This is a genomic window from Collinsella tanakaei, from assembly GCF_016900375.1.
Classification (GTDB): domain Bacteria; phylum Actinomycetota; class Coriobacteriia; order Coriobacteriales; family Coriobacteriaceae; genus Collinsella.
Window position 1 is genome coordinate 247,089 of the sequence record NZ_JACJKB010000002.1, and the last position, 14,648, is coordinate 261,736.

The 14,648-nt window shown below is 64.4% G+C and carries 11 protein-coding genes; 4 read left to right on the plus strand and 7 right to left on the minus strand.

The genetic code is table 11. From position 1 onward, the window contains the following. Nucleotides 1–144: 144 nt before the first annotated feature. The 6 genes from gltA to glmU all read right to left on the minus strand — a co-directional run bounded on the left by gltA (nucleotide 145) and on the right by glmU (nucleotide 7,590). Nucleotides 145–1,548 (minus strand): NADPH-dependent glutamate synthase, encoded by a 1,404-nt coding sequence (gltA, locus tag H6A16_RS02380; protein WP_204615780.1) that lies wholly within the window; start codon nucleotides 1,546–1,548, stop codon nucleotides 145–147. Then, nucleotides 1,536–2,372, minus strand: coding sequence for a sulfide/dihydroorotate dehydrogenase-like FAD/NAD-binding protein (locus H6A16_RS02385; RefSeq protein WP_204615782.1), 837 nt, complete (start codon nucleotides 2,370–2,372; stop codon nucleotides 1,536–1,538). Before H6A16_RS02385 ends, gltA begins: the two co-directional genes overlap by 13 nt. A 200-nt stretch (nucleotides 2,373–2,572) precedes the next feature. Next, a complete protein-coding gene (gene pth / locus H6A16_RS02390) occupies nucleotides 2,573–3,202 on the minus strand; it encodes an aminoacyl-tRNA hydrolase (RefSeq protein WP_204615784.1) in 630 nt (209 codons plus the stop codon). 350 nt (nucleotides 3,203–3,552) lie between these two features. Further along, nucleotides 3,553–4,563: a hypothetical protein gene (locus H6A16_RS02395; RefSeq protein WP_342589703.1), complete on the minus strand. Its 1,011-nt coding sequence runs from the start codon at nucleotides 4,561–4,563 to the stop codon at nucleotides 3,553–3,555. Nucleotides 4,564–5,159: 596 nt separating this feature from the next. Beyond that, nucleotides 5,160–6,146 carry a ribose-phosphate diphosphokinase gene (locus H6A16_RS02400; protein WP_204615788.1) on the minus strand — a complete coding sequence of 329 codons (987 nt, stop codon included), beginning with the start codon at nucleotides 6,144–6,146 and terminating at the stop codon, nucleotides 5,160–5,162. 46 nt (nucleotides 6,147–6,192) lie between these two features. Continuing rightward, nucleotides 6,193–7,590, minus strand: a complete 1,398-nt coding sequence (gene glmU, locus H6A16_RS02405) for a bifunctional UDP-N-acetylglucosamine diphosphorylase/glucosamine-1-phosphate N-acetyltransferase GlmU (RefSeq protein WP_204615790.1) — start codon at nucleotides 7,588–7,590, stop codon at nucleotides 6,193–6,195. A gap of 436 nt (nucleotides 7,591–8,026) precedes the next feature. On the opposite strand from glmU, the gene H6A16_RS02410 reads away from it, so the two are divergent. Beyond that, complete coding sequence (locus tag H6A16_RS02410; RefSeq protein WP_204615793.1) at nucleotides 8,027–10,033, plus strand: cation:proton antiporter; 2,007 nt, start codon at nucleotides 8,027–8,029, stop codon at nucleotides 10,031–10,033. Nucleotides 10,034–10,091: 58 nt separating this feature from the next. Here the strand turns inward: H6A16_RS02410 and H6A16_RS02415 are convergent, their stop codons facing one another. Next, nucleotides 10,092–10,919 carry an exodeoxyribonuclease III gene (locus H6A16_RS02415; RefSeq protein ID WP_204615794.1) on the minus strand — a complete coding sequence of 276 codons (828 nt, stop codon included), beginning with the start codon at nucleotides 10,917–10,919 and terminating at the stop codon, nucleotides 10,092–10,094. Between the two features lie 333 nt (nucleotides 10,920–11,252). Here H6A16_RS02415 and H6A16_RS02420 point away from each other — a divergent pair, with 333 nt between their 5' ends. From H6A16_RS02420 to H6A16_RS02430, 3 genes are all read left to right on the plus strand, one after another. Further along, nucleotides 11,253–12,110: a hypothetical protein gene (locus H6A16_RS02420; protein WP_204615795.1), complete on the plus strand. Its 858-nt coding sequence runs from the start codon at nucleotides 11,253–11,255 to the stop codon at nucleotides 12,108–12,110. Between the two features lie 80 nt (nucleotides 12,111–12,190). Next, complete coding sequence (locus H6A16_RS02425; RefSeq protein ID WP_204615796.1) at nucleotides 12,191–12,949, plus strand: NAD-dependent protein deacylase; 759 nt, start codon at nucleotides 12,191–12,193, stop codon at nucleotides 12,947–12,949. Between the two features lie 219 nt (nucleotides 12,950–13,168). Beyond that, nucleotides 13,169–14,206, plus strand: coding sequence for a tyrosine-type recombinase/integrase (locus tag H6A16_RS02430; protein WP_204615797.1), 1,038 nt, complete (start codon nucleotides 13,169–13,171; stop codon nucleotides 14,204–14,206). The last annotated feature ends 442 nt before the right edge of the window (nucleotides 14,207–14,648 follow it).

Below are 14,648 nucleotides of genomic sequence, written 5' to 3' on the forward strand. Positions count from 1 at the left end.
GTATCCGGGGCAACCCGGGTGCCGCCCGTTTTTCCGTGTGTGGCGCGTCCCGGAGACCGAGAGAGAAAACGCCCGCCGGCCGCGGGGCCGACGGGCGCGCATGCTCAGACGTATGACAGCTTGGCGTGCGAGCAGGTTGGCGGGTTACTCCTCGCCGAGGAGCGTCTTCTTGATGGACGCAGCGGCGGTCTTGCCGGCGCCCATGGCCAGGATGACGGTTGCGGCACCGGTGACGATGTCGCCGCCGGCCCAGACCTTGGGGTTGCTCGTGCGGCCCTCCTCATCGGTCTCGATGAGGCCCCAGCGGTTGAGCTCGACGTCGGCGCAGAGCTTCGCGAACGGGTTCGCGCGCGTGCCGATAGCGGTGATGGCGACGTCGCAGGGGATGGCGAACTCGGAGTCCTGAACCGGAATCGGGCGACGACGGCCGGAGGCGTCGGGCTCGCCGAGCTCCATGCGCTCAAGCTCGATGGTGGACACGAAGCCGTCCGGGCCGGGCAGGAAGCGCAGCGGGCTGCAGAGCTCGAGGATCTCGACGCCCTCTTCCTTGGCGTGGTGGATCTCGGCGCGGCGCGCGGGCATCTCGGCCTCGGTGCGGCGGTAGGCCAGGGTGACCTTCTCGGCGCCCAGGCGAAGCGCGGTGCGCGCGGCGTCCATGGCCACGTTGCCGCCGCCGAACACGACGACGTTCTTGCCGTGGCGGATAGGCGTGTCGTACTCGGGGAACTCGTAGGCCTTCATGAGATTCGTACGGGTGAGGTACTCGTTGGCGCAGTACACGCCGGGCAGGTTCTCGCCCTTGACGTGCAGGAAGCGCGGCAGGCCGGCGCCGACGGCGAGGTACAGGGCATCGAAGCCCTCCTCGAACAGCTCCTCGGCGTCGAACAGGCGGCCGGCGACCGAGTTGTACTCGAAGTGGACGCCCAGCTCCTCCAGGCCCTTGATCTCGCGCTTGACGATGGCCTTGGGCAGACGGAACTCGGGAATGCCGTAGGTCAGCACGCCGCCGCCGGTGAAGAAGGCCTCGAACACGGTGACGTCGAAGCCCTCGCGCGCGAGCTCGCCGGCGCAGGCGATGCCGGAGGGGCCGGAGCCCACGATGGCGACCTTGTGGCCGTTGGCGGGCTTGCACTCGGGAGCCTCGCCGACCTCGTCGGCCATGTCGCCGAGCATGCGCTCGAGCTGGCCGATGGACACGGGGTCACCCTTCTTGCCGAGGATGCACTTGCCCTCGCACTGGTTCTCCTGCGGGCACACGCGGCCGCAGACGGACGGCAGCAGGTTGTCGGCCTTGATGGTCGAAAGCGCGCCGGCCCAGTCCTCCTCGCGGATCTTCTCGATGAACTGCGGGATGTGGACGCCGACGGGGCAGCCCTCCATGCACAGGGGCTTCTTGCAGTCGAGGCAGCGGTTGGCCTCGGTGATGGCATCGGCCTTGGTGTAACCGGTGTCGACCGGGCGGAAATCGTGCGCGCGCTCAGCGGCCGGCTCCTCGTTGGCGGGAGTGCGGGGCGCGCCGATGTTGGGGCGATACTTTACTTCTGGCATGCGCAATCCTCCTCATAGTGCTTCTTGGAAGCGGCCTCCTCGGCGCGGTAGCTGGCCTGACGATGGGCAAGGTCGTCCCAGTCGACCAGGTCGGCGTTGAAGTCGGGGCCGTCGACGCAGGCGAACATCGTCTCGCCGCCGACCTCCACGCGGCAGCAGCCGCACATGCCGGTGCCGTCGACCATGATAGGGTTCAGGCTCGCGACGATAGGAATCTTGTGCTCGCGGCAGGTGCGCGCGGAGAACTTCATCATCGGCACGGGGCCAACAGCAAAGGCGGAGTCGATCGCGTCGGTCTCGCACAGGCGCGAAAGCGGCAGCGTGACGACGCCCTTCTCGCCCATGGAGCCGTCGTCGGTGGTGACGAAGAGCTCCTCGAGCGGCAGCGCGGCGAACTGCTCAAAGAGGATCAGCAGGTCCTTGGAGCGGGCGCCCATGATGGCGTAGACCTTCTTGCCCTGCTCGCACAGCATGCGGGCGACCGGGTAGGCGATGGCCAAGCCGACGCCGCCGCCGATGACGGCGACGCTGTCGCCCTCGATCTCGGTCGGCTTGCCCAGCGGGCCGGTGATGTCCTGGATCTCGTCGCCCTCTTCGAGCTTGGAGAGGCACTCCGTGGTCTTGCCGACCACCATGAAGATGAACTCAATCCAGCCCTCTTCGGGATTCCAGTTCGCAAACGTGAACGGAACGCGCTCGCCCGTCTCGTCGATGCGCACCATGAGGAACTGGCCGGCGTGAGCCTTCTTGGCCATCCTCGGGGCGTGGACGCGGAACTCGAAGACCTTCTCCGAGAACTGCGTCTTCTTCAGAATCTTGTACATAAATCCCCTCTCTGAACGGTGGAGACGCCGTAGCGACAAGGCGCTTTGGGCATACAGGCTAAGTATACCCTCGCATGTTTGCCTGCAAGCTCCCAACCCGGTCAAAGTGGTCGCATCTGGGGCGTGTGGCGCGCAACGCAAGGGGCCGCCCCGGCGACATGCGCCAGGGCGGCCACTTTCACCAGCTTGAGCTGCGGTTTCTAATGCTTTCCGTTGCCCGAGGCCCCGCCGTTCACGTGATCGCGCGCAAAGATCACGCCGCGCGTGAGCGCAAGCGCGGCCGCCTCCGCCGCGCGGAACGCGGCGTCATCGAACTCTTCGGCCTCCTTGGCGCGCAGCTGCTTCAGGACGAAGTCGGCCACCTGCATGCGTCCCGGAGGCTCGCCGATGCCTACGCGGATGCGCGAGAAATCGCGACTTCCGAGTTTGTCGATAATCGAGCGCAAGCCGTTGTGGCCGGCGTGTCCGCCGCCCACCTTGATGCGCACATCGCCGGCGGGAATGTCGAGCTCGTCGTGGATCACGAGCAGCTCCTCGGCCGAGATCTTGTTCGCCGCGCACAGCTTCGAGATGGGGCCGCCACTCGTGTTCATATACGACTGCGGCTTGACCAGCAGCACCTCGCGCTTGCCGCCCTCGGCATCGGGGTCGTTCACGTTGATCGAGGCCACCTCGGCGCCCGACTGGTTCTTCCAATACGTGACGTTCGCCTGGCGCGCAAGCTCATCGATGGCGCAAAAGCCGGCGTTGTGCCGCGTGCGCGCGTACTCGTCGCCCGGGTTGCCAAGCCCCGCCACCATGCGGATCTTCTTAGGTTGGGCCGCTGCCATAGCAGCCTCCTTTCGCGTCGTTTTCCCGCCCTATGGTGACGAGGGTCAAGGGGAATGTCAATTTTCGCTCGCGAAGGGGTCAGGTGGACAATCTGACTAGATATGTACTTTTTTGCCTACCGCAAGGACGATTTTCTTGCGCGGACTTGCTCCAGCGCTGATGCGAGAAACCTGCTCGCAATCAATATATTAAAAAGAGAGCACATAATATAATGCGCATGAAGCTGCGGCGCGGCATCGGGGGGAAAGAAAGATGCATATCTGGGCAGATTGTCCACCTGCCGCATTGGTGCAGGATTAAAGAACCCCCAACGACCCTAGAAGACGGCGTTTCGCCGGCTTACTATTGCCTACACCGCTTTCAAGCCCACGCCTTTGCGAAGAGCATTCAGAAGATTCTGCTGCCTATTGCGGTATCCGTTGATCCGATATCTAAAGCGTTGGCCTGCGCTGCGGTAAATTGCTCGAGCGATTGCTTCGAGCGCCTCGATGTCGCTCATTTGGGCGCGCGTGATGATCATGACCGTGATGCCCATCCCCTTGAGGCCGTTGTTTCGTTTCGCATCATGCAGGACGGAGGAAGCGTCCTCATGGTCTGAGCCGTTATACTCCAGCACAAATCTGGCTGCAGGTATGAAGGCATCGCACACAGCATAGGGGATTCCAGATGCCATTACGCACGCGTCGTGGTCGAAGTCTATGCGATGGTTCAGCAGCATGCCGCCCTTGGGCAGGCTGCGGCAGGCAAAACCTCCGAGGCCCATTGGAAAGCCAAAGACGCCGTACTGTATGGACTCCATGGGAGACGCGGATCCGGGTGCAGCCAGGGCGACCGCTCTTCGGAACGTGTCGTATCTGCTGCTTTTTGCCCACCGCGTGAGAGCGCGGAGCTCTGCGATGCTTACGGCGGGGTCGCATCGGTAGCGCACCTGATTGACTTCGGGGACTTCGGGTTTATCGGGCTGCGACCCTTGCTTGTCATCCTTCGTGAAATCGGAATCTGGGCTCCACGTCTCGCCGCGCGCAATCGGAAACGTCGCCTCTTCGGGCAGCGTGTATGTCCCCAGGAGCTCCATGACCAACATGAAGGTTTCCTCGAGTGAATGGGTGATGGAATATTGGAGCGCGATATGAGCAGGCGACATGGCATAGATGCCGTGGCCGACGCGCATAATGGCGCCATTTGGCAGCTTACCGGAGTAAACGTGCTGAATAATCCCGGGGTATGAGGACGGTCTTCGGGAATTTGGTGATCCTACCAGTACGTGCAGTAGTTCGGGCTCCGATTCGTCTATGAATCCATGTTTGTCGAAATCGGTAAAGTCGAGCTTTCGCTTGTTGGGGGTGGAGGCGTTCAGCACGCGTCGGGCCTCATCCTGCGAGAGAGGCTCCCACGTCAGACAAGAGTAGATTCTTCGCTCTCGGCGAATGGCGCGTAAGGCGTTTATGTCAGCGATAATAGTATCCATAGATATATAATACATTAAGAAGCAGCTATTTATATCTATGAATTCTAATATAGTAATTAACAAGAAATATAAAGAGAGCTGGATGATCTAACAATGGACGGCATGGAGACTCTTGGCGATGGAGCCGAAACGATTTGTGGACAATCGGCCCAGATATGTACTTTTTTGAAGCTGGCTTTCGAGGCAGAAGACGCTTGAAGCTACCGGACAACGAACAGAGAGCCAAAAACCACCGCCAAAATGAATCTGAGCCGATCGATAAGCGGGAAATCAGCGATGCTACCGCGGCTAGAGCGGCTAGCTGCCACACGAAAAGATACATATCTGGGGAGATTGTCCGCTAAGCGGAACGGACGCCTCTGCTCCACGCATCATGGCAGGGCGGAGGGACAGGCGGGCAATGAAAAGCCACGCGATAAGAAGAAGGGAGGGCGCGGCTTTGCCGCGCCCTCCCTTAACTCATGTAGTGGAATGCCGGATGCATTCAGTTACAGCGCGAAGTCGCCGCCCACGAGCTTGGAGACGGACTGCTCGACGTACACGGCGTTGATGGCGCTCGCGAACTCGTCGGCAACCGTGATGGTCTTGATCTTGCCACCCACCTCGACGGGGATGGAGTCGGTGACGAGGCACGCGACGATCGGCGCGTCGTTCAGTCGCTCGATGGCCGGGCCGGAGAAGATGCCGTGCGTGGCGCACACGTAGATGTCGCCGGCACCGAGCTTCTTGAGCTCACGCACGTTGGCGCACAGGGTGCCAGCGGTATCGATCATGTCGTCGTTGATGATGCAGGTCTTGCCCTCGATGTTGCCGATGATGCCCATGACCTCGGCGGCGTTGTGGCGCGGACGGCCCTTGTGCGCGATGGCGAGGTCGCAACCGAGCATGTCGGACAGCTTCTTAGCGGCCTTGGCGCGGCCCACGTCGGGGGACACGACGACCAGGTTCTCGGTGTCGAAGCCCTTCTCGTTGTAGTAGTCGCCGAACAGCGGCAGGGCGGACAGGTGGTTGACCGGAATGTCGAAGAAGCCCTGGATCTGGCCCTGGTGCAGGTCGAGCGTGATGATGCGGTCGACGCCAGCGCGCTCGAGCAGGTTGGCGACCAGGCGCGCGGTGATGGGCTCGCGCGGAGCGGCCTTGCGGTCCTGGCGCGCGTACGCATAGTGCGTGATGACGGCGGTGATGGTGCGAGCCGAGGCGCGCTTGGCGGCATCGGTGGCCACGAGCAGCTCCATCAGCATGTCGTTGACGTTGGGCCCGGCGATGGACTGGACCAGGAACACGTCAGCGCCGCGGACGGACTCGTCGAAACGGGCGTAGATCTCGCCGTTGGCGAACTTCTCCAAGGCGAGGCCCGAGAGCTCGACGCCCAGGATGTCGGCGATCTTCTGCGCGAGCGGTCGGTTGCACGAGCCCGAATACAGGCGCAGTGACTTGTACATCTGCTGGGTCAATTTTTCGTCCTGTGCTGGCATTTTGCCGATTCTCCTTAGCTCGTGGACTGCCATGCCCTACCCATGGTTACAGCCGGGCGCGCCTGCGCTCGGTGTAGCCCTCGACGATGCGCTGCTCGGTGCGCTCAAGGGCGAGCGCGCCGTCAGGTACATCCTTCGTGATGGTGCCGCCGGCTCCCGTGATGGCGTCGGAGCCGATGTGCACCGGTGCGACCATCATAGTATCGGAGCCGATGAAGGTTCTGTCGCCGATAACGGTCGCATTCTTGTTTTTACCATCGTAATTGCACGTAATGGACCCCGCGCCGATGTTGACGCCTTCACCCATGGTGGTATCGCCGATATAGGACAGGTGAGGAACCTTCGAGCCGCGGCCGATGGTCGACTTCTTGATCTCTACGTGCGTGCCCGCCTTGGAGCCGTCGAGCATATGCGTGCCGGGGCGCAGGTAGGCGCGCGGGCCGCAGTCGACGTCGTTTTCGAGCACGGCGTCGACGGCCACGGTCTCGTCGACCACGCAGCGGTCGCCCACGCGCGTGTCGGTGAGGCGCGTGTTGGGGCCGAGCTGGCAATCCTCGCCCACGACGCAGGCTCCGATCAGATGCGTCTGCGGCCACACGACGGTGTCGCGGCCGACCTGCGCATCCGGGCCGATCCAGGCCTGGGCGGGGTCGATGAACGTAACGCCCTCGGCCATGAGGCGCTCGTTGATGGCGTCGCGCGCAAGCGCGGTGAGCTGCGCGAGCTGGGCGCGGCTGTTCACGCCGAGGCCCTCGCGGTAGTCGTCGCAGTGGTAGATGGTGACGCTCTGGCCGGCATCCTTCAGGATCTCGATCATGTCGGGTAGGTAGTACTCGCCCTGGGCGTTGTCGCAGCCGACCTCGCCGATGTGCGCGGAAAGCTGGGCGCCGTCGAAGGCATAGCAGCCGGCGTTGCACTCCAGCAGGCCGGCGGCCTGCTCGGGCGTGCAGTCCTTCTGCTCCACGATGCGTGCCACGGAGCCGTCCTCGTCGAGCTCGATGCGGCCGTAGCCGAAGGGGTCGGGCGGCGTCATGGTGAGCACGGCGGCGGCATGCGTGCCGTCGCCGACGGTGTCGGCAAAGGTGCGGATGGTCTCGGACTTGATGAGCGGGAGGTCGCCGTTCAGGATGACCATCGAACCGGCGTCGATGCCGGTGGCGTCAAGCGCGCAGCGCACGGCGTGCGCGGTGCCCAGGCGCTCGGTCTGCTCCACGCACTCGACGCGCGCGGCCTCGCTGGCGCCGTAGCGGGCGTCGAGCAGGCTGCGGACCTCGTCCGCGTGGCTGCCGATGACGACGACGATGCGGTTGCAGCCCGCGGCGAGCGCGGCGTCCACCACCCAGCAGATCATCGGCTTTCCCAGAAGTGCATGCGAGACCTTGGCATGATTCGACTTCATGCGCGTGCCCTCGCCAGCTGCCATGATGATGGCGGTGACGTCCATCAGACCCCCTTCGGGTTGGGTTCAAGATGCGCACGGCCCCACGTCAAGGCGATCGGGCCGCACCTATCAAAATGATACCGCAGCCAATGTCCACTTTCAGGACGGAGATGTTTTCGGACATTCTGCCCGGATTGAGGGGCGCGATTGGCCGGCGGACGGCCTGTCCGCCTCTCTGCCCGCCGCCTTCGCTCGCTCCGCCAACCCTTGGCTTTCTCGTGAGATGGCGCGCCGCCGCCGCATGCCGCTTGAATATTAGGGCAGCTAGCGGGTAGGGTATAGAGCGACACACCTTGGTCATCCGGGAGGCGGGCCGCGTCGAAGCACGGCTCGCCTCTTTCTGTACATGCCCACTTGCTGGGCGCCCCGGCCAACCCCGGCCAACACCGGCCAGCCCCTGCCGGCCGACCCGCGCCCGTCCATCCACCCCGGAGGTCCCATGCACGGAGACACCATCCTTCTCATGACATTCGTGCTCGCGCTCGTCGCCGCGTTCGCCGGCGGCATGGTCGCGCGCGCCCTGCGCCTGCCGCCCATCGTGGGCTACCTGCTCGGCGGCCTGGTTGTGGGCCCGTTCACCCCCGGCTTTGCCGGCGACTCTCACGCCATGAACCAGCTCGCCGAGGTTGGTGTCATGTTCATGATGTTCGGCACCGGCCTGCACTTCTCGTTCAAGGACCTGCTCGAGGTCAAGGGCATCGCCGTGCCCGGCGCCATCCTGCAGATCGCCCTCGGCACGGTCGCGGGCTACGCGCTCGCGCTCGCGTTCGGCTGGGAGCCCGCCGCGGGCATCATGCTCGGCCTGTCGGTGAGCATCGCCTCGACGGTCGTCCTCATCAAGAATCTGACCGACGCCGGCCTGTACCAGAGCCGTGGCGGCCGCATCGCCACCGGCTGGCTCATCGTGGAGGACCTCGCAACCGTCGTGATCCTCGTGGTGCTGCCGGTGGTCTTCGGCCCGGGCGAGGTCAGCCCCGCGCAGCTGGCGGGCGAGCTTGCGATTGCCCTGGGCAAGACCGTCGCCTTCGTGGCCATCATGCTCGTGGTCGGCCAGCGCGTGCTCCCGTGGCTGCTCGCCAAGATCGCCCGCTTCTGCCCGCGTGAGCTCTTCCAGCTCGCGGTGGTGGTGACGGCCCTTGGCACGGCGCTCGCCGCGGCGGCCCTCTTTGACCTCTCGTTCGCGCTCGGTGCCTTCCTGGCCGGCGTGGTCGTGGGCACGTCCAAGCTCTCACACCGCGTGGCGGCGGAGGCCATCCCGTTCCAGGACCTGTTCTCCATCATCTTCTTCGCGAGTGTGGGCATGATGGTGAACCCCGCCACGCTCACGGCGCACCTGGGCCAGCTCATCGCGCTCGTCGCCCTCATCATGCTGGGCAAGTGGGTCATCAACATGGTACTCGGCGCGCTGTTCTCAGCGGGCACGCGAACGTCGCTTACCATCGCCGCGGGCCTGTCGCAGATCGGCGAGTTCTCGTTCATCATCGGCCAGACGGGCATGTCGCTCGGCGTCCTTTCGGCCGACCAGTACAGCCTGATCCTCGGCGGCGCCGTGGTGTCCATCGCGCTCAACTCGTTCGTGTTCAAGCTCGTCGACCCGCTGTGCGCCCGCATGGAGCGCACCGGCTGGCTGGCCCGCGTGTACGAGCGCCACACGCGCACCATCGAGCCACCCAAGGAGGGCCTGCGCAACCACGTCGTCGTGGTGGGCTATGGCCACGCCGGTACGTACGTGGCGGAGGTGCTCAAGGACCTCGACGTGCCCTGCCTCGTCGTGGAGCGCGACCTCACCATCGCGGAGGATGCGGAGGCGGCTGGCCTGCCCGTGCTGGTGGGCGATGCTGCCAACTCCGAGATCTTGGCCCATGCGCATCTGGAGCGCGCGCGCGTGCTGGTGATTGCCCTGGCGGCGGAAGGTGCCGCGGAGATAATCGCCCGCGAGGCGCGCGAGATCGCTCCGAACTTGCGCGTCGTGGCCCGCGCCGACTCACAGGACGGCGTCGAGGCGCTCGTGGCGGCAGGTGTGGATGACCTCGTGCGCCCCGAGCTGGAGGGCGGCATCGAGCTCATGCGTCACACGCTGCTCGATCTCGGATACCGTCCGCGTCAGATTCAGGCCTACGCCAACGACCTGCGCGAAAGCGGTTACGCCGCGTTGGGCGACAACGGCCGCGCCGAGCGCCAGCGCGCGTTCGGCCACCTGATGGCATCGCTGTCGGAGCTCGAGCTCCACTGGGTCGAGGTGGGGGAGCGCTGCCCCATGGCGGGCTGCTCGCTGTCGCAGCTGAACCTGCGCGCCCGCACCGGCGCCAACGCCGTTGCCTTGCGCCGCGCTGGCGAGATCGAGGTCTTCCTCGACGCCACGACCGTCTTGCACCCCGGCGACTCCGTGGGCCTCATGGGGACCGCCGAGCAGCTCGAGGCGGCGGAGTACCTGCTCAGGGGATAGCCGAGAAAACCATCCACAACCAACCCAACCAAAAAGGGCGCCGCGCAGGCGCCCTTTTCTACAGCTCGATCTCCAGCGTGACGGGACAGTGGTCCGACCCGAAGATGTCGTTGCGGATGCCCGCCGCGCGCACGCGGTCGGCCACGGTGTCGCTTACCAGGAAGTAGTCGATGCGCCAACCCGCGTTGTTCTTGCGCGCGTTGAAGCGGTAGCTCCACCAGCTGTAGGCGCCCTCCTCGTCCGGGTGCAGGCTGCGGAAGGTGTCGGTGAACCCGGCGTCGAGCAGCTCGGTGAACTTGCCGCGCTCCTCGTCCGAAAAGCCGGCGTTGCCGCGGTTCGACTTGGGGTTCTTGAGGTCGATCTCCTCGTGCGCAACGTTGAAGTCGCCGCAGGTCACCACCGGCTTGTCGGTCTCGTCCTCGAGCCCCTTTAAAAACGCGCGGTACGCGTCGTCCCACGCCATGCGCGTGTCGATGCGCGCGAGCTCGTTTTGCGCGTTGGGCGTGTACACGTCCACGAACCAGAAGCGGTCGAACTCGAGCGCGCACACGCGGCCCTCGGTCACCGCGGCTGCCACCAGGTCGTTGCCAGCGGCATACGCGAGCAGGCTATCGGCGCGGCGCACCGATAGCGGCTCCTCGCGGCTGAAGACGGCCGTGCCCGAATAGCCCTTGCGCTCGGCGTAGCTCCACGTCTGCACGTAGCCGGGCAGCTCGATGGCAACCTGCCCCTCCTGCAGCTTGGTTTCCTGCAGGGCGAGGATATCGGCGTCGAGTTCGGTGGCGATATCGGTAAAGCTCGGCTCCTTCTTGAGCACGGCGCGCAGGCCGTTCACGTTCCACGACGCAAAGCGGTACGTGCGGGCGTCGGCGGGCTGGTCGGTCATGGTTGCTCCTATCTTCAAGTCGGGCGCGGTGGCGCGGCGATGCGCGGGTCGCCCGGACGATCAGTCTGTCCCCATCGTACCCGAACGCGTGGACAATCCGCGCGGCGCTGCAAAGGCCGGCGCGTCTTCGGCATGGAGGCCGCATTCTTTGGGGGATGCCCCCCAAGGCCACGTCATTCGCCGCCCCGCAGCGCGCGTTTGGCCCAAAGAGGGGTTGACGTGCGCGAACGGTTCTTCCCTCGACCCGCCGCCGCTCTATAATAAAAGCTCGCGAGAAGGTGCATTTCGCCGCCGCGCGCAGACGCGGCGGTTCTATAGCTATGGGGAGGTCCCATGTCGGACGATATCCAGCCTACGACCCACTGGTCGAACAGCTGCATGACGATCATCAAGGTGCTCTCGGTGGTGTTTTTGCTGCTGAGCCTGCTGTTTTTGGCCATCGCAGGCGCTAACTTCGCCGTACTGGGCGCGATTTTCTCCGATCCCGAGTGGGAGGGCACGCTGCGCGCCGTCATCTTCGGCGCGGTGGCCTTCGCGCTCGTGTTCGCGCTTTCGCTGCTGGGGCCGTGGGCGACGTCCATGCGCACCGAGCTGCACACCATGATGTTCACCGGCGTCGCCGCCGTGGTGGTCGTCACGATGATCATCGAGGTCGCGTCGGGCTGCTTCGGCGCGTCGAGCGCCGCGTTCGGCATCGGCTACATCAACGGCTTCTGCCTGTTCACGGGCGTCCTCGCGGCCATGAGCTGCGGTTTGGGCGTGTCGTCCATCATGTCGGACCGTAGCCTTGCCGCCAGCAAGGCGCCGACCACCTGGCCGAGCGCTGACGAGCTCGTCGCCGCCGTCGAGGGCGAGGACGCGGCTGAGGGCGCTGACGAGGATGCGCCCGCCGCTGGCGATGCCGCTGCGGATGACGCCGCCGAGAGCGAGCCCGCCGACGAGCCCCTCGACCAGGACCTCGCCGAGAACGCTGAGCCCGATAACGCCGACGCTACCCCCGACGCGGATTCCACCGGCATGCTCGCCATCGACAGCGACATGATTGCCGAAGCCCGCGCCGGCCACGAGCCCGCTTCCGACGCCGCGCCGCTCGATCCTCTGGCCGACCTTGACGAGCCCGAGCTCGAGGACGAGGATGACGATGAGGACGACGTCCCCTTCACGGGCAAGCATCTGAGGGTCACCAAGTAGCGCAGCTGCACGACCTAAAGCGAGCTCGCCGCACGCGGGGCGCCGAGACGAGCGGACGTACACGCGGAAGAAGGCAGGCTATGGCATCCAACCAGGCGATTTCCGACCCCATCCAGGCAGCGCACGAACTCAAGCGCCTGTTCGACGAGCACGACCACGCCGTCTTCTTCGGAGGGGCGGGCGTGTCCACTGCAAGCGGCATTCCCGATTTCCGCAGCGTGGACGGCCTGTACCACCAGCAGTTCGCCTATCCGCCCGAGACCATGCTCTCGCATTCGTTCTACGTGAGCCACCCCGCGGAGTTCTTCGATTTCTACCGCAAGAAGATGATCGCGCTCGGCGCCAAGCCTAACCGCGCGCACACGAAGCTCGCCGAGCTCGAGGCCGCGGGCAGGCTGGACGCCGTCGTCACCCAGAACATCGACGGCCTGCATCAGCTGGCCGGGTCAAAGAAGGTGTGGGAGCTCCACGGGTCGGTCCACCGCAACATCTGCCAGCGCTGCGGGGCCGTGTACGACGCCGAATGGATCTGCGCACGCGGGCACGAGGACGAGCACGGCATTCCGCTGTGCCCTGAATGCGGCGGCCGGATCAAGCCCGATGTCGTGCTCTACGAGGAGTCGCTCGACCAGCGCGTGCTCATGGGCGCCGTGGAGTCCATCGCGAACGCCGACATGCTCGTGATCGGCGGCACGTCGCTCGTCGTGTATCCGGCGGCGGGCCTCACGCAGTACTTCCGCGGCGACACGCTCGTCATCATCAACCGCGACCCGACCCCGCAGGACCATAACGCCGACGTGCTGATTTCCTGCGACATCGCCAAGGCGTTCGACTTCTAAGCGAAGCCCGCGCTGCGCAAGAGCCGCCCAGCAACAACCCAAAGCCAGCCGCATACAGCGGCCCGCCCGCGCCCCCACCTGCCGTTCACCTACCTAACAGGTCTAATTGGGAAAAGGGCAAGCGTTCGCATGTATATATATTGGTGCCGCCGTCGCATAGTGGGGCGCAACGCTCGATTTTCCGAGCGCTCGGATCCACCACGCGAGGACGGAGTCACTATGGCAACTATGACCGAGCGGGAAATCCGCGACGTGCGGACGTACGGCGAAGGGGAGGGCGTGCATGTCCTGGACATGCAGAGTGCGAGCTCCCAGAACCTGATGCTGGCGGGGTACCTCAAGCTGTATCTGGCGCGCTGCCGCGACCAAAGGCGCCTGGACGACAAGACCATCAAGGCGTACCGGTGCGACATCCTGCAGTTTATGGCCTGGCTGGACGAGGGCCGGATGCAGTTCGACCGCGAGGCCATGCGGTGCTACCTGGCCTACCTGAACCACACGTGGGCCGCCAGCACGGTCAGACGCAAGCTGGCAAGTCTGCGGGCTTGGACCAACTGGCTCAAGCGCGAGCGCTTTATATCGGCGAGTCCCTTTGAGGATCTGGAGATCAACGTCCGCATGCCCCTGCTGCTGCCGCGCACCATCGCCCTGCCGGAGCTACGGCGCATCCTGGAGCCCTTGGAGTACGGAGGCAAGAAGCAGCGCAAGGGGGCATGGCAGCGTGACGCCATCGCCCTGCGCGACCAGGCGGTGCTCGAGCTACTGACAGCCACGGGTATCCGCGTGAGCGAGCTGTGCTCGCTGGACATGGAGAGCATCGACTTGGAGACCAAGCAGGTGCGCGTGTTCGGCAAGGGATCCAAGGAACGGATCGTAATCCTGGGGTCCAAGCAGACCCTCACGGTGATGGGGGAGTATATGAACGCGAGGCGCGTGCCCGAGGCCGCATGGTTCCAACCGGGGACCGACGCGCTCTTCTTAAGTAGGAGCAAGCACCGCCTGACGGACCAGGCGGTGCGGAAGATCATTCGCAAGAGGACGAACGAGGTTGGGGTGGAGCTGCACATCACGCCTCATATGTTTAGGCACACCTTTGCGACCACATTGCTGGAGCAGGGCGTGAGCCTGAGGTACATCCAGCAGCTGCTGGGTCACAGTTCGGTTAAGACCACCGAGCGGTATACGCACGTGTCGTTCGCGAGCCTGAGGCAGATCATGGAAGAGCACAACCCGCGCGACGTTATCAGCAACGCGTAAAGCAGAGGTGTACAAAATGCGGAGAGGAGGGGAAACAAAGCGGCAATACAAGGCTGTAGCAGGCCATTATACATAGAAGTGCAGGATTGGAACATCTTGGGTCAAAAAAGCCCACTGGTCTACTAAATGCAGGGTCAGAGGGCGTGTTTGGATAAAACGGCAGGAAAAATGGCGCGAAATTGAGAGGAAATAAGAAAAGGCGCTCGAAAAAAAGGTGGACAAAGAGTAAATCGGTGCTAGACTGGGTTCCACCGGTAGAGCTTAGGCTACTTTCGTGTCTATTCCGAGTCTCGCACTTGGAAAAGGCGGGAAGGTAGGCTAGACTCTATAACTGGCGATTATCTGTTCCTCACGGAAGGAGAAAGACGTATGACAGCTTGCGTCAACAGGAAGCACACCAAGAAGGTGGCCGCCGTCGTGACCGCGTCCCTGGTGGGCGCGC

Coding starts and splice junctions, on each gene's coding strand:
- glmU (WP_204615790.1), bottom strand. CDS start 7,590: ATGGACGTCACCGCCATCATCATGGCAGCTGGCGAGGGCACGCGCATG.
- H6A16_RS02385 (WP_204615782.1), bottom strand. CDS start 2,372: ATGTACAAGATTCTGAAGAAGACGCAGTTCTCGGAGAAGGTCTTCGAG.
- gltA (WP_204615780.1), bottom strand. CDS start 1,548: ATGCCAGAAGTAAAGTATCGCCCCAACATCGGCGCGCCCCGCACTCCC.
- H6A16_RS02425 (WP_204615796.1), top strand. CDS start 12,191: ATGGCATCCAACCAGGCGATTTCCGACCCCATCCAGGCAGCGCACGAA.
- H6A16_RS02430 (WP_204615797.1), top strand. CDS start 13,169: ATGGCAACTATGACCGAGCGGGAAATCCGCGACGTGCGGACGTACGGC.
- pth (WP_204615784.1), bottom strand. CDS start 3,202: ATGGCAGCGGCCCAACCTAAGAAGATCCGCATGGTGGCGGGGCTTGGC.
- H6A16_RS02420 (WP_204615795.1), top strand. CDS start 11,253: ATGTCGGACGATATCCAGCCTACGACCCACTGGTCGAACAGCTGCATG.
- H6A16_RS02400 (WP_204615788.1), bottom strand. CDS start 6,146: ATGCCAGCACAGGACGAAAAATTGACCCAGCAGATGTACAAGTCACTG.
- H6A16_RS02410 (WP_204615793.1), top strand. CDS start 8,027: ATGCACGGAGACACCATCCTTCTCATGACATTCGTGCTCGCGCTCGTC.
- H6A16_RS02415 (WP_204615794.1), bottom strand. CDS start 10,919: ATGACCGACCAGCCCGCCGACGCCCGCACGTACCGCTTTGCGTCGTGG.